Annotated in this window: 15 protein-coding genes and 2 pseudogenes; 9 read left to right on the top strand and 8 right to left on the bottom strand. The window is 68.8% G+C overall.

The window, feature by feature from the left end; translation table 11 throughout:
• The coding region (locus ACFYO2_RS48935) for an ATP-binding protein (protein WP_388363837.1) at nucleotides 1-345 on the top strand (345 nt) is incomplete at its 5' end.
• Nucleotides 346-412: 67 nt separating this feature from the next.
• Here the strand turns inward: ACFYO2_RS48935 and ACFYO2_RS48930 are convergent.
• The 4 genes from ACFYO2_RS48930 to ACFYO2_RS48915 form a co-directional block, all read right to left on the bottom strand.
• Nucleotides 413-940 (bottom strand): hypothetical protein, encoded by a 528-nt coding sequence (locus ACFYO2_RS48930; RefSeq protein WP_388363834.1) that lies wholly within the window; start codon nucleotides 938-940, stop codon nucleotides 413-415.
• Nucleotides 941-1,163: 223 nt separating this feature from the next.
• Nucleotides 1,164-1,586: a hypothetical protein gene (locus ACFYO2_RS48925; RefSeq protein ID WP_388363831.1), complete on the bottom strand. Its 423-nt coding sequence runs from the start codon at nucleotides 1,584-1,586 to the stop codon at nucleotides 1,164-1,166.
• A 194-nt stretch (nucleotides 1,587-1,780) separates the two neighbouring features.
• Entirely contained in the window at nucleotides 1,781-1,966 is a 186-nt protein-coding gene (locus ACFYO2_RS48920) for a hypothetical protein (RefSeq protein WP_388363829.1), read from the bottom strand.
• Nucleotides 1,912-2,193 (bottom strand): hypothetical protein, encoded by a 282-nt coding sequence (locus tag ACFYO2_RS48915; RefSeq protein ID WP_388363843.1) that lies wholly within the window; start codon nucleotides 2,191-2,193, stop codon nucleotides 1,912-1,914. The genes ACFYO2_RS48920 and ACFYO2_RS48915 overlap by 55 nt, the downstream gene beginning before the upstream one ends.
• A 255-nt stretch (nucleotides 2,194-2,448) precedes the next feature.
• Between ACFYO2_RS48915 and ACFYO2_RS48910 the strand changes: the two genes are divergently transcribed.
• Genes ACFYO2_RS48910 through ACFYO2_RS48895 form a run of 4 tightly spaced genes read left to right on the top strand, consistent with a single transcriptional unit; the run spans nucleotide 2,449 to nucleotide 4,042 of the window.
• Nucleotides 2,449-2,925: a helix-turn-helix transcriptional regulator gene (locus tag ACFYO2_RS48910; RefSeq protein WP_388363840.1), complete on the top strand. Its 477-nt coding sequence runs from the start codon at nucleotides 2,449-2,451 to the stop codon at nucleotides 2,923-2,925.
• On the top strand, nucleotides 2,925-3,608 hold the full coding sequence (locus ACFYO2_RS48905) for a glyoxalase (protein ID WP_388363826.1): 684 nt from the start codon (nucleotides 2,925-2,927) through the stop codon (nucleotides 3,606-3,608). Before ACFYO2_RS48910 ends, ACFYO2_RS48905 begins: the two co-directional genes overlap by 1 nt.
• 21 nt (nucleotides 3,609-3,629) lie before the next feature.
• Nucleotides 3,630-3,905, top strand: a complete 276-nt coding sequence (locus ACFYO2_RS48900) for a hypothetical protein (protein ID WP_388363823.1) — start codon at nucleotides 3,630-3,632, stop codon at nucleotides 3,903-3,905.
• A 14-nt stretch (nucleotides 3,906-3,919) separates the two neighbouring features.
• On the top strand, nucleotides 3,920-4,042 hold the full coding sequence (locus tag ACFYO2_RS48895; protein WP_388363820.1) for a hypothetical protein: 123 nt from the start codon (nucleotides 3,920-3,922) through the stop codon (nucleotides 4,040-4,042).
• An 81-nt stretch (nucleotides 4,043-4,123) separates the two neighbouring features.
• Here the strand turns inward: ACFYO2_RS48895 and ACFYO2_RS48890 are convergent, their stop codons facing one another.
• The 3 genes and pseudogenes from ACFYO2_RS48890 to ACFYO2_RS48880 form a co-directional block, all read right to left on the bottom strand.
• Nucleotides 4,124-4,324: a hypothetical protein gene (locus ACFYO2_RS48890; protein WP_388363818.1), complete on the bottom strand. Its 201-nt coding sequence runs from the start codon at nucleotides 4,322-4,324 to the stop codon at nucleotides 4,124-4,126.
• Between the two features lie 2 nt (nucleotides 4,325-4,326).
• Complete coding sequence (locus ACFYO2_RS48885) at nucleotides 4,327-6,465, bottom strand: SpoIIE family protein phosphatase (RefSeq protein WP_388363815.1); 2,139 nt, start codon at nucleotides 6,463-6,465, stop codon at nucleotides 4,327-4,329.
• Nucleotides 6,466-7,129: 664 nt separating this feature from the next.
• A pseudogene (locus tag ACFYO2_RS48880) lies at nucleotides 7,130-7,668 on the bottom strand (helicase); the annotation flags it as partial.
• Between the two features lie 1,023 nt (nucleotides 7,669-8,691).
• Here ACFYO2_RS48880 and ACFYO2_RS48875 point away from each other — a divergent pair.
• From ACFYO2_RS48875 to ACFYO2_RS48860, 4 genes and pseudogenes are all read left to right on the top strand, one after another.
• Nucleotides 8,692-10,881 (top strand): bifunctional polysaccharide deacetylase/glycosyltransferase family 2 protein, encoded by a 2,190-nt coding sequence (locus ACFYO2_RS48875; RefSeq protein WP_388363813.1) that lies wholly within the window; start codon nucleotides 8,692-8,694, stop codon nucleotides 10,879-10,881.
• Between the two features lie 367 nt (nucleotides 10,882-11,248).
• Nucleotides 11,249-11,572: a helix-turn-helix domain-containing protein gene (locus ACFYO2_RS48870; RefSeq protein ID WP_388363810.1), complete on the top strand. Its 324-nt coding sequence runs from the start codon at nucleotides 11,249-11,251 to the stop codon at nucleotides 11,570-11,572.
• A gap of 30 nt (nucleotides 11,573-11,602) precedes the next feature.
• Nucleotides 11,603-11,794, top strand: coding sequence for a winged helix-turn-helix domain-containing protein (locus tag ACFYO2_RS48865; protein WP_388363808.1), 192 nt, complete (start codon nucleotides 11,603-11,605; stop codon nucleotides 11,792-11,794).
• Nucleotides 11,713-12,658: pseudogene (locus tag ACFYO2_RS48860) on the top strand (hypothetical protein); the annotation flags it as partial. The gene ACFYO2_RS48865 and the pseudogene ACFYO2_RS48860, both read left to right, overlap by 82 nt.
• Nucleotides 12,659-12,774: 116 nt before the next feature.
• Here the strand turns inward: ACFYO2_RS48860 and tnpA are convergent.
• The coding region (gene tnpA, locus ACFYO2_RS48855; protein WP_388363805.1) for an IS200/IS605 family transposase at nucleotides 12,775-12,998 on the bottom strand (224 nt) is incomplete at its 5' end.

Here is a 12,998-nt window from a genome sequence, read left to right as displayed (position 1 = left end):
CGGATGCTCGGCCAACGGGCACGTCCGGTTCGGCGGGCGGGGACGGGAAAACCGACACTGGAAACAGTGCACGGCGTCTCGTCCCCGACCCAACACATGGAACTCGACCGCCGCGGCGCCGAACTCCTCTTCCAGGTTCTGACCGAGCGGGAGGAAAAGAACAGCGTGGCCATTGCCTCGAACGAGTCGTTCTCCGGCTGGACCAAGACCTTCACCGACCCACGGCTATGTGCGGCCATCGTCGACCGCCTCACCTTCGGCGGCAACATCATCGAGACCGGCACCGACTCATACCGCCTGGCCACCACCCGCGCCCGCGCGGAGCAGCAATCAGCGGCTGGTTGACCAAGGCAGCCGAGCTCGCATAGAGAGATGCCAATCCCCCGGCCTACTACGCAGCGGATTCACAACTCTACGAGGCGCCAAGCTCTCCTACGGTGTGCGGCTCCCGCCCGTCCGGGTGCCGTTGGCAGGACGTCCAGGGGGTGAGCGCCGAGGCCGAGATGACCTCTCGGCCTCTGGGGTATCCCAGGTCGATCCGTGCGGCCTGGTCGAAGGAAAAGTCGACCTCGACAAGCCGCACGGCAGCAGCCAGTGCCGCAGGCAGCTCGGCCACCAAAAGCGGCTGCGTTGGCACGCCGTATCGCGTGTAGCGATCGTCGTGCTCCTCGTCCCAGGTGAACAGATACGGCGCCCGTGCCAGCTCGACGACGCAGTGCTGAGGACAGTCATCCTCCACGCACCCCGCGTCGAACCACTCCGGGTGCCGCGTCTTGGCCCAGGCCGTCGCCTCATCCAGGGTCTGTTCATGGGCGTTTGCCGCCGAGGGTACCGGACCGAACGCGGAGTAGAACAACCCGACTCGACCGAACGGATCTACCGCCCACCAGTGGAACTGGAGTCCCCAGCGAGGATGCGCAAAGGTGCCCGATACCGTCATGGGGTAAGCATATTGGAGGTGCCGTAACTCCTTCTGTGCCACCGGGCCTGACCTACGTCGAAGCCTGGCGTTCATTCCGTTCCGATCCGGTCGTACCCAGTTGTCCAGTTGGGTACCGCAGGCCCCGGTCTCGAACGACGACTGCCTGGCCGACTCGGGTGCTGCTATTTCTCGGTTCTGGCACAGATCTTGGGGAGCGGTCGCGGAAGGTTACTGATCTGCTCTACTTGCTCAGCGACGCCGCAAGACGGGCGGCGGTCTTCTCGCCCGCTCGCTGCTTTATCAAGCCTTCCTTGGCGGCTGCACGAAGCTTGACCTTCGAGCTGTTCTCCCCGCCCTTTGTCACCAACGCAGTAACCACTACAGGATTCAGGCCGCCGGCACCACCGCTGGCAACGACACGGATCGTCTCCCGGTCCCTGCCAGGCTCGACATGCATGAGCTCCACTGCTCGCCCGGCTCGTCCGAGCACTTTGACGGCACGCTTGACGGCGTCGTCAAACGGCAAGGGGATGACAAGGTCGATCTCATGGACGTTCTTCCTCATCAGCTTGGCCACAAGCCGGGTCAAGCCACCGCTGCCCCCGCCAACGGCACCCAGAGCAGCGAGCTCTTCAGCCAGGATCTCGTCCTCACTCTGGTCCACGCGCTCTCACCCTTCACTCACTGCCTGAGCTTCCCATGTAACCAGCCATAGGTCCCCGCCAACAGGCAAAGCCCGTTCGCGGACCGGGCAGTAGCGCAGCCGACGTCGCCAACAGAAGCCCGCCCCTCACACGGCCTGCTCTTGACTGACTTCAGAGTCGTTCTGGTACAGATTTTGGGGGCGGTCGCAGAGGGTCACTGAAGCAGGATCATTTTGCGGAGTAGTTCGAATCCGGCTCGGCCGTAGAGCTGCCTTTTGATCTTCTTGATGCGGTTCAAGGCGCCCTCGACGCTGCCGGAGCTCCACTCCAGGGTGAGTCCGGCCGTCACGGCGTCGAGGTCTCGGAGCAAGTGGAGTTCGAATCCGGTGAGGCCGGGCAACTGGCTGGCATCGACGGCGTCGATCCAGGTGGGGAGCGTGTCGCCGAGGCGGCTGCTGAGTCATGCACCCGGTCCGAGAAACAGCCGCAGTCCGGGCAGTTCGCCCCGGCCGCGCGGCTTCTTGCCACCACATCGATCCTGCCGAAGGCAGCGGTCACCGCTTCGACGTCCACGTCGTCGATTCCGTCGAACACCAGCGAGTCCCAGAACGATGCGTCGGTCTGCATGACCAGTACCGTCACCGGCCACAGCCGAGACGACCAGAGACCTGATGGAGCGTCACTCTCGGTCGGCAGACGGCAGGGCGTACGCGGTCTCACGCGAACCCACCCCCTCGCAACCGAACACCGAGGTGACACTCCGCGACCGCTCCCCAAGATCTGTGCCAGAACCTATTTCTCAGCAACATCTTGAGCCCGGCACAAACACGACTGATCCTCAAACCCACCCACAAGTGCTCTCGGGTTACGCTACGCAGCGACCTGGCTGATCTCGCGCGGTTGCGCCGCGTCCGCGACCGGATCGACAGGGAATACGCGCAGCCGCTGAACGTGGAGGCGCTCGCCCGCAGTGTGAACATGTCCGCCGGGCACCTCAGCCGGCAGTTCCGGGCCGCCTACGGTGAGTTGCCGTACTCGTACCTGATGACGCGTCGCATCGAGCGGGCGACGGCGCTGCTGCGACGGGGCGACCTCAGCGTCACCGAGGTCTGCTTCGCGGTCGGCTGCGCGTCGCTGGGCACGTTCACCACCCGCTTCACCGAGCTGGTCGGCATGCCGCCCGGGGCCTTCCGGCGCCAGGCGGCGGGTGTGGCGGCCGACCATGCTGATGCTGTGGGTGCAGCCCACGATGCGGGCTCTGCGATCACGGTGGAGGGGATGTCGGCGTGTGTGGCGAAGCAAGTGACAAGACCGGTCAGGAATCGAGAAGCCCCGGCCGCCGAGCACCCTCTAGCGTGATGGCCATGGCAGTCATCACTTTCACCGCATCCAACACGTCCATCGCATCCGTCATCCTTGAGGTGGCCGACCCGGAGGCTACCCACCGCTTCTACACCGCCTTCGGAGTGGACACGCACATACGCCTGCGGGCGTCCGAGGCACAGTCCACCGGATTCCGCGGCTTCACCCTGGCGCTCACGGTGTCCCGGCCGGCCGCTGTCGACAGCTTCGTCGGCGCCGCCACGGACGCCGGCGCCACAGTGCTGAAGCCCGCCGCGAAGTCACTGTGGGGCTACGGCGGCGTCGTCCAGGCCCCGGATGGGACGATCTGGAAGATCGCGACCTCGGCGAAGAAGGACACCGGCCCGGCCACCCGCGAGATCGACGAGATCGTCCTCCTGCTCGGCGTTGAGGACGTGAAGGCCAGCAAGCAGTTCTACGTCGGCCGGGGCCTGACCGTGGCCAGAAGCTTCGGCGGCAAGTACGCCGAGTTCACCTCCGGCGAGTCCAGCCCCGTCAAGCTGGCACTGTACAAACGCCGCGGCCTGGCCAAGGACCTCGGCGTCCCCGCCGACGGCACCGGCTCGCACCGCATCGTCCTCGGCAGCACCGCTGGCCCCTTCACCGACCCGGACGGATTCGCATGGGAGGCCGCCGGGTCACGCGCCCCCGCGCCGTCCACGGCGCCTGCACTGTCCTGACTCAAGTACTACGACGCGGGAGTGATCTTCGACCGTGTCATCCCGTCGTTCTCCTACGATCGGGCACAGAGCGACACCGCGGGCGTCGCCAACCACATCTACAACGCGCTGTACAAGCCCCAGACCACCTACCCGTCCAAGACCGGCAAGGTGATTCCCGGCGACATCTGGAACGGGAACTCACGTCCCCTGCACCGCAACTGGGGCTGTTGGTCTTCGCCCCCGCCCCGCGCCGCGCTGCCCCAGCCACCCGGGAAGCGGCCTTCCACGAGCGCACCAAGCACGTCCACAACGTGAATTACCGGATCATCGTGGCGACCACGACGCTCGCGCAGCTGACCCAGCACGGCCCCGATGAGCCAGTGTGGCGAGTGGCCGGCCGCGGCGCGGGGGAGGAACGCTGCTCCCTGGACGCGTTGCCGAAGGCACGGTGAGCACGGCGGGCCCGGCCCGGCCTGACGGAGACGTGGAAAACCGGCAGTGACCATGGGGTGGTTACTACGAGTGATTGACGGTTAGACGTTGGAGAAGATGTTGGCCACCAGGCCGACCACGACACCGACACCGACACCGACACCGAGGATGATCGGACCCCGGTAGCTCTCCCAGATGGACTGCTGAGAACCACTGATGTACGAGCGCAGCTTCGCGAACTGGTCGTCGGTGGTCTGATTGGCAGCCTTCAGGGCGCCTTGGAACTGCTCCGTCAGACGCACCGTCACCTAGATCGGCCCGGACCACGACCGCCCCACGAGGCGGCATGGTGCGCCCGGTCGGGCGTGAAGGGGCGTGCGCGGGCGATCAGCAGGGCGACGTCGTCGCGGTCGCCGGGTTCCCTGAGGCCGTCCAGGAGCCGGTTGCAGGTCTCCTCCAAGGTGGCGGCCGGTGTGTCGAGGAGGTGCAGGAGGGTGTTGAGGCGTTCGTCGATGGAGTGGTGGCGGGTTTCGACCAGTCCGTCGGTGTAGAGGACCAGTTGGTCGCCGGGGGCGACGTTGATGGTCGTCGTGTCGAAGGGAACACCGCCGACGCCGAGTGGGGTGCCGGTTGGCAGGTCGAGGAGCTGGGGCTGCCGGCCGCCCCGTACGAGGACCGGGGGCAGGTGGCCTGCATTGGCGATGGCGCACTCGGCGCGGTGGGGATCGTAGGCGGCGTAGACACAGGTGGCGATGTACTGCTCCAGCCGTGACGTGGTCGTGTCGAGGTGCTGGAGGACCTGGGCGGGCTCGAGATCCAGGTCGGCGAAGGCGGTGGTGGCGGTGCGCAGGCGGCCCATGGTGGCGGCCGCCTCGATGCCGCTGCCCATGACGTCGCCCACGACGAGTGCTGTTCTGTCGTCGACCAGCGAGAGGACGTCGTACCAGTCGCCGCCGACCTCGTAGGCGGCCTGGGCGGGCAGGTAGCGGGAGGCGATCTGCAGGCCGGGAGCGACGGGTGGGTGGTCCGGCAGCAGGCTGCGCTGCAGAGTCTCGGCGGCATTGCGCACTGTCTGGTGCGCTCGAGCGTTGTCGATGCACACGGCGGCGCGGGAGGCCAGCTCGGTCGCGATGGCGAGGTCGTCCTCGTCGAAGGGCCGTGGATCGCGGGCACGGGTGAGCCCGAGGAAGCCGAGGTTGGCGCCCCGGGCGGTGAGCGGGACGGCCATGTAGGAGTGCACTCCGGCGCGCGCCAGCAGCGTGGCCGAGTGGTCGTCACGGGCGATGCGTGTCAGGTCGTTTCCGTTGGCGTGGCGGACCAGGACGGGCCGGCCGGTGCGTATGCAGCGGGTCGCCAGGCGGTCGGCGTCGTACGTGGCGAGGTGACCGGGCGGATCGACGGCGCGGACGGCATCGGTGGAGTAGGCGGCTTTCACCGCGAGGGCGCGGAAGACCTCGGGGCCCCCGGCACTTGAGGCCCGGCGGTGCTCGTCGAGGGCGGAGTCGAGCACGTCGACCACGACCACGTCGGCGAAAGCCGGAACGGTGACCTCGGCAAGCTCCCGGGCGGTCTGCTCGACGTTCAGGGTGGTGCCGATGCGCGCGGAGCCGTCGGCGATCAGGGCCAGACGCCGCCGCGTCTCGCTGGCCTCCAGGGCCGACTCGTACCGCTCGGTGACGTCCACCACCAGCTCAGCCACCCCGAGCACACGCCCCTGGCTGTCCTCCAGCCGGTACACCGAGATCGACCAGGCGTGCTTGTGCTCCGGGTCGGCCGGCGTGCGGCCGACGATGGGCGCCCGGTCGACCAGCGGAACCCCGGTCTCGAGGACCTGCCGCATCGTGGCCTCGGCCGCCTCGAACTCGGCGGCGATCCATATCTCGCGGTAGCGGCGGCCGACGTGTTCCGTGGCCGGAATGCCGTGGATGCGCTCCAGGGCGGGGTTGACGGTCAGGTACCGCAGATCGGTGTCGAGAATCGCCACCCCGACGGGAGACTGGGCGATCAGCCGGGTGGACAGGGCGACCTCCCGCTCCAGCTCGCGCAGCGTGGGGGAGTCCGTGCCCAGACCGAGGGCGTAGAAGTCGCCGCGATCGTTCAGCAGCCGCATGTTGCGCAGCTCCACGGGACGCGTGCTGCCGTCCTTGCACCGGATGGGGAACGTGCCGCCCCAGCTCTGGCCGGTCTCCATGACCTCGGCGAATTTCTTGATCACCCAGTCCGAGTGCTCCTGGTGAACCATCAGCCGTGCGGCGTACTGCCCGAGCGCCTCTTCGGCGCTGTAGCCGAACAGCTCCTCTGCCTGTGGGCTCCACAGGACGATCCGCCCGTCGGCGTCGAGCAGCACCGCCGCCACGCCGAGAAGATCCATCAGCCCGCTCGGCTGCCCGGGTTCACCCTCCGGCAGGCCGGTGTCCGCGGGAGGTCGTTCGGATTCGCTCATCGCAGGCGCTCCTTCCGCCGGCCCGCGCCGGTGGGCCGCCGCCGGCCCGGAGCGCGTCCCGACGGCGCCTGCACGCGACGTCGGCTTCCATGGTCCCCCCGCAGCACCAGATCACACACCTTCGGCGGCATGACATGCCGGTCGGGAGCGCAAGCCGACGCCGACACGCCGGTGAATCCGGATTGTCCGATTCACTTACTCGCTCTATTCGCTTATTCGCTTACTCGCCTATTCGCCGGAACTGTGGGTAACCGCCCCGGTGTGCTGCGCCGCAGGAGAGTTCTCCTCCGTTCACGGCGCCTGGTGGGGTGCCGTCCGCAAGGCCCACGGCGATGCCGAGGGCACCCGCGCACTGATCAAGGTTCTGCTGCTGCATCGCACGACGCCGCACGAACACGTGGTCACCGGCATAGCGACCGCCCTGCAGGCCGGCGCCCTGAGCGCCGACACTGTTGCGGTCGAAGCCCGCAAAGCCGCCCAGAAAGACGACTCTGCCCGGCCCCCGACCGCTGACCTCCTTCGAGGCTTCGACACTTCGAAGATCAGCCGGTGGCCGTTCATCTATGTGGGCACCATCCCGATGCCGGACCAAAGCCCTGGATCGGGTCGAACCTGTACACCATCTCCATGGACGCAACCTCATTCGGTCCGTAACTGCCGTATGCGGAATCGGCCTTCGGATCTCCAGCACGTTGATCTCGAACCCGGTGAGGATGCCCCGTTCGATGCTCCCGTTCAGCCCGAGCTCGGCAAGCCATAGGTTTCGCAGTCCCGGCCCATCGACGTGAGCTCTACCTCCTGGCGGTCCTCGCCTTGCTGTGGCCGGGGCGCGGCGAGGAAGCGTGGGGTAGCGGTCAGGTAGAACCGGAAGTCGGCGGGGATGCAGGTGTTGTGGTGGATCGCCGCCCACGGCCTGCCCAGATCACCTGCGGTGCCGTGGGCCTCATCCGCGATCGCGAGGCCGGAGCCTGCCATCTGCTGACCGTGGAGCCGCTCTCCGCCCGCCGGCGGCCTCCAGTGGTCCGCGAACCTTGCGCGGCCCGTCGGGTCGTCGAGGTTTTCGCGTTCCATGAGGGAGCCGTACATGGCGAACACGACCATGGGGCCCGACCCTGCCCACAGGGCGAGCTGGATCGCGTTGGTGGTGGTGCGCACTCCCAACTCGTTCAGCACCGGATCGTTTTCCGGCGAGCACACCGCCAGACCTTCGAGGCTCTCGTTCTCTTGCCCGTAGGTGCGGTGGAAGATCATACGCACGTCCTCTTGTTGGTCACGCCCAGTGGCGACGTAGGCTGACCTCATGGCGCTTCACACCCATATATCAGGAGATGTGCGAAGCGACTCGGTGACCACCGCCGGCAGTCCCGTGTTCGTCGACTCCACCGGTCACCGCGCGCGGATGCTGCGGCGCACCGGATACGGGTTGGCCGGGGTGGCCTCCACTTATGTGGTCGCGCTGGGACTGAGCCTGCTGGGAGCAACGCCGTTCGCGCCAGGGGCCCTTCTGCCCGTCCCCGGCGTCTCCGGCGCGCCTGCCGCGCCGGAACCCGGACACCTCGGTTCTGTCGGGAAAGACGGCGCGCATCTCCATCCGCCTCTGCCTCCTCCCCTCCTTCAGGATTCTTGGGGCCAGGTGCCGTCGCCGTCCGGCGGCACGCCAGTAGTGGGAGGCCGGATGCCTGTACCAGGGGGCCTGATGCCCGGCAACTTGGCGTTTGCAGCCGGTCCGAGCGCCCTGCTGGTCCCGGGATTCACCACGGTGACCGGCGGCCCGCCCGGTGCTCGCCCGTCCCCCACCCTTGGAACCTCGCCGCTTTCCAGTGCACCGGTGCCCCCAGCTGCGGCGGGACCAGCAGCCCCTCAGGGACCACAAGTCCCAGATGCACCGCAAGCGCCAGAAACACCTATTCCACCACCGGACCAGTCCCCGGCTTCCGATGCTCCTTCGCCCGTACCGGCTCCGGACACCGGCACCCCGCCCAGCGCGCCCCCGCCCAGCGCGCCCCTGCCCAGCGCGCCCCTGCCCAGCGCGCCCCTGCCCAGCGCGCCCCTGCCCAGCGCGCCCCTGCCCAGCGCGCCCCTGCCCAGCGCGCCCCTGCCCGAGCCCGCGTCTGAAACGCCGCTGCCCACGCCGTCGGCGACCATCCCGGCAGCGCCGTCTGAGGCGCCGTCTGAGGACCCCAGCACGGTCCCGCCCTCCGGCGTACCGGCGGCCCTGGCCTCCTGATGCGGGCCAGTCGTCACCGGTCGGTCGACCACCCATCGCCTCGGCACGGTGCGCGGCGGAGCCGAGCGCCCCGGCAGTCCCGGCACCGCTTCCGCATCTTCGTTCCGCTGGTCCTGCTGATGCTTCTCGTCTCGGTGCTCCTGGTCGAGGGGTACACCACCCGAGGATTCGCCGGTGATCAGCAAGGGCGCGCCGGACGACCGGCCACCGGCGTTCCGAGGCAGGTCGTGGACGGCGGCCCGATCGTCGACACCACCGGTGATCACCTGCGCACCTTCCACGCGCCGAGGAAGACCATCGTGCTGACCTTCGACGACGGCCCCGATCCCACCTGGACGCCTCGCATTAGGGCCACGCTCGACCGCTTCGGCGTACCCGGCACCTTCTTCGTCACCGGGCAGAGGGCGGCGCGCTACCGCGGCGTGCTGCGCGACGTGATCAGGTCCGGCCACGAGATCGGCGTACACACCTTCTCCCACCCGGACCTCGCCACCCAGTCCGCCAGCGCAGTCGACCGTGAACTGGCGTTGACCCAACTGGCCATCGCGGGAGCCGGGGGCCTCAACAGCTCGATCATGCGGATGCCCTACTCCGCGACCACCTCCGCCCTGGACGACCCGGCATGGTCTGTGGCCCGGCGCCTGGGGGACAAGGGGTACCTTCTGGCCTTCATCGACCAGGACACCAGGGACTGGGAGCGGCCGGGCGCCCGGGCGATCGTCGAAGCGGCCATGCCGGACGTACCGGGCAAGGGCGCGGTCATCCTCCTGCACGATGCGGGAGGGGACAGGTCCCAGACGGTTGAAGCCTTGGAAACCCTGATTCCCCGTCTCACCGCGCAGGGCTATCGCTTCACCACCCTCGCCGACGTCGTCGGCGCCGACAGCCTCACCCGCCCCGTCGACGGCCTGGACCTGTGGAAGGGCCGGGTTTTCGTGGCGGCCGTCGCCGTATCCGGGACGGCGGTGTCGGTCAGCAGCGTGCTGCTGTTGGTGGTCGGATCGCTCGTGCTCGCACGGTGTGCGCTGCTGGTCGTTCTGGCCCATCGCCACGCGCGTCGGCGCTCGCACCCACGCACCGCCTCGGGCCGACCCGTCACAGAACCCGTGAGCGTCGTCATCCCCGCCTACAACGAGAGGTTGTGCATCGCCAAGACGCTCCGCTCCCTCGCCGCGAGCGACCATCCCGTCGAGATCATCGTCGTGGACGACGGTTCCGACGACGGTACCGCCGACATCGCCGAAGCACTCGCCATCGAAGACGTCACCGTCATCCGCCGGCCCAACGGCGGCAAGCCGTTCGCTCTCAACACCGGCATTCTGCTGGCCTCCCACGACATCATCGTCATGATGGACGCCGACACGGTCTTCGACGCCTCGACCGTCCGCCACCTCGTCCAGCCGTTCGCCGCCCCCCGCGTCGGGGCCGTCGCCGGGAACGCCAAGGTCGGCAACCGCCGGCGTCTGCTCGGCCGGTGGCAGCACATCGAGTACGTCATGGGTTTCAATCTCGACCGCCGCATGTACGATCTGCTGCGCTGCCTGCCCACCATTCCCGGCGCCGTGGGGGCCTTCCGCGGTACGGCCCTGCGCGAGGCCGGGATGATGAGCGGCGACACCCTCGCCGAGGACACCGACATCACCATGGCTCTCCACCGGGCCGGGTGGGAGGTCGGCTACGCGGAGGACGCGCACGGCTGGACCGAGGCACCGGGCTCGTTGCGGGAGCTGTGGCGCCAGCGCTACCGGTGGAGCTACGGCACGATGCAGGCCGCGTGGAAGCACCGTCACGCACTGTTCGAGTCCGGTCATGCGGGGCACTTCGGCCGTCTGGGCCTGCCGTTGCTGGCCGTCTTCCAGATCTTCACCCCGCTCCTCGCCCCACTGATCGACATCCTGACCCTCTACGGTCTGGTGTTCCAGAACCGGCTCGGCACGCTGCTGGCCTGGACTGCCGTGCTGGCGGTGCAGGCGCTGTGCGCCCTCTACGCGTTCCGTCTCGACGGCGAGAGGCTGCGGCCTCTGTGGGCGCTTCCCCTGCAGCAGGTGGTCTACCGCCAGTTGATGTATCTGGTCCTCATCCAGGCGTGCCTCACCGCGATCAACGGATACCGTCTGCCCTGGCAGCGGCTCAAGCGCACCGGAGACGTGATGCTTCCTCCTCAGCCGTCCGCCCCTGAGCCGCCGTGAGCGGCCCTCCGTTAAGGCCGCAGCCCTTGTGGACGATGATGCCGGCGACGCAGGAGAACAGGCTAAGATGGCGGTCGCGTGGGAAGGCGCCGCTGACCGGGTAGCGCATGCGGCCGCCAGTGGCTGCCCCTCGCCGGCAAGTGGCGGCCGCCGAGTACGGCACCGACAGGCCGATCGGCTGGTGCAGCACATCGTTATGGACGACACCCGCGATGGCCGCAGTCGGCCAGGGCAACGTCCTTGCTTCCCGTCTGATCCCGCGCCCATGCCGAGTCGGGCTGGCTCTGTACGCCCTGGCCTGCGCGTTACTGACCTCTTCGGAGTGTTGTCGGGTGACGTGTGCTGATCCCTGCGGTAGGCCGGTGGTATGCGGTACGCGCATGGTGGCGGACTGACCGCGGAGCGGCGGCGGTTGCGCGAGCGGATCCGGTACGAGGCGGGCGAGCGGTTCGCCCGCGGTGAGAAGACCGCTGTGATCGCGAAGGATCTGCGGGTCAGTGAGCGGTCGGTGGAACGCTGGCGGCGGGCCTGGCGGGAGGGCGGTATGGACGCCCTCGCCTCCACCGGGCCGCCGAAACTCCCCAGGCTGTCGGATGGCCAGTTCGCCGAGTTGGAAAAGGAGCTGGCGTTCGGCCGGCCGAGCACGGCTGGGATGACCAGCGGTGGACCGTGGCGCGGATCAGAGCCGTGATCGCGCTGGAAGTTCCAGGTCGACTGCTCGATGGCGGCGGTGTGGCGGCTGCTGCACCGGCACGGCTGGTCCTGGCAGTCTCCCGCCCGCCGACCCGTCGAGCGCGACGAGCACGCCGTCGAACTGTGGGAAAAGGACGTGTGGCCGCCACCCGCCTCCACGGCGATCTGGCCGAGGCGTGCATGCACCTGGGCCGCCCCGACGAGGCACTGCAGCACCTGACGCGCTCGGCGGAGGCGAACCTTCGCCACGGCAGCCGGATCGACGCTTTCTGCACCTACAACAACGCCGCCCAGCTCAGCCTCGACCTGGGCCGCGTCGAGGACTGCATCACCCTGCTCGACTCCCTGCTGGCCGAACCGGACGTCGCCACCGGAGAATTGGACGACCGGCTCGCCGCCCAACTGCGCCTGACCCGCGCTCGCGCACTGCGCGCGGGAGAGGACCTCAAGGCCGCCACGGCCGAGTTCGCCGCGCTCGCGGCCGAGTCCGCCGACTGGGACGACGACCCGCGCAGCCACGCCATGATCGCCGCGGAGACGGCCGTACTGCTCGGAGAGTCCGGCGAGTTCGGCCCGGCCCGCGAGGCCGCGGACCAGGCGATCGCCGCCCACGCCCGGGACCCGCACTACGAACTGCTCAGCAACTGCCTGCGCGAACTCGCCCGCCTCCAGGCCCAGCAGCAGGGCCCCGAGGGCCTGGCCGACGCCCGCGCCTTCCTCGCCGACGCCGGCCGGATCGCCGACGAGGCCCGCGCCGCCGGGTACGAGGCCCGCGTCCGCTCCCTGGACAGCGCCCTGGCCTACGAACACGGGCGCGTCAACGCGTACGCCGGCGCGTACGAGGACGCGCTGGCCGCCCTGGAGAAGGCCCTGGCCCTGCTCGGCGAGCCGGGACCGGAGGACGACCGGGCCGGTGAGTGGGCCGAGTGCGTCCGCCTCGCGGGCGCCGTGGAGGGCCTCTACCTGGAACGCCCCGCCCCCGCCCTCACCCGCCTCGAAGGTCTCCCACCTGACCGCCCTGGGCCACACCGAGGAGACCGAGCCACTGACCTCCCTGGCGGCCCGGCTGCGCGACGAGAAGTGAGGCCCGTCCCATCCCTTGTTCTTCGCAGGGAATCCTGGCCTTCAGGCCGGGCGGGAATGCGATCCTCGGTCTCGAGGCGCGAAGCGCCGGAGATCGCTACGCCTGTGTGGTGACGGTTATGCCGGGCGCTTCTGGTTCTCGATGTAGTCCTTGACGATGCTCAGCGGTGCGCCGCCGCAGGACCCGGCGAAGTACGACGGGGACCAGAACACCGAGCCCGTGCCGATCCGGTTGATCCGGCCGGCGTATTCCGCGCGCAGGTAGCGGGAGCTGACGCCTTTGAGGCTGTTGACGAGCTTGGACAGGGCGATCTTCGGCGGGTAGTGCACGAGCAGGTGGA

The organism is Streptomyces sp. NPDC006602 (genome assembly GCF_042870385.1).
In the GTDB taxonomy this organism is placed as follows: domain Bacteria; phylum Actinomycetota; class Actinomycetes; order Streptomycetales; family Streptomycetaceae; genus Streptomyces.
This window is presented reverse-complemented; position numbering and strand designations above follow the sequence as displayed.

Bases quoted from the DNA above. Each gene is read 5' to 3' on its own strand.
- ACFYO2_RS48875 (WP_388363813.1), top strand. From the start codon at position 8,692: ATGCGGGCCAGTCGTCACCGGTCGGTCGACCACCCATCGCCTCGGCAC.
- ACFYO2_RS48885 (WP_388363815.1), bottom strand. From the start codon at position 6,465: ATGAGCGAATCCGAACGACCTCCCGCGGACACCGGCCTGCCGGAGGGT.
- ACFYO2_RS48905 (WP_388363826.1), top strand. From the start codon at position 2,925: ATGGCCATGGCAGTCATCACTTTCACCGCATCCAACACGTCCATCGCA.
- ACFYO2_RS48870 (WP_388363810.1), top strand. From the start codon at position 11,249: ATGCGGTACGCGCATGGTGGCGGACTGACCGCGGAGCGGCGGCGGTTG.
- ACFYO2_RS48930 (WP_388363834.1), bottom strand. From the start codon at position 940: ATGACGGTATCGGGCACCTTTGCGCATCCTCGCTGGGGACTCCAGTTC.
- ACFYO2_RS48915 (WP_388363843.1), bottom strand. From the start codon at position 2,193: ATGCAGACCGACGCATCGTTCTGGGACTCGCTGGTGTTCGACGGAATC.
- ACFYO2_RS48865 (WP_388363808.1), top strand. From the start codon at position 11,603: ATGGCGGCGGTGTGGCGGCTGCTGCACCGGCACGGCTGGTCCTGGCAG.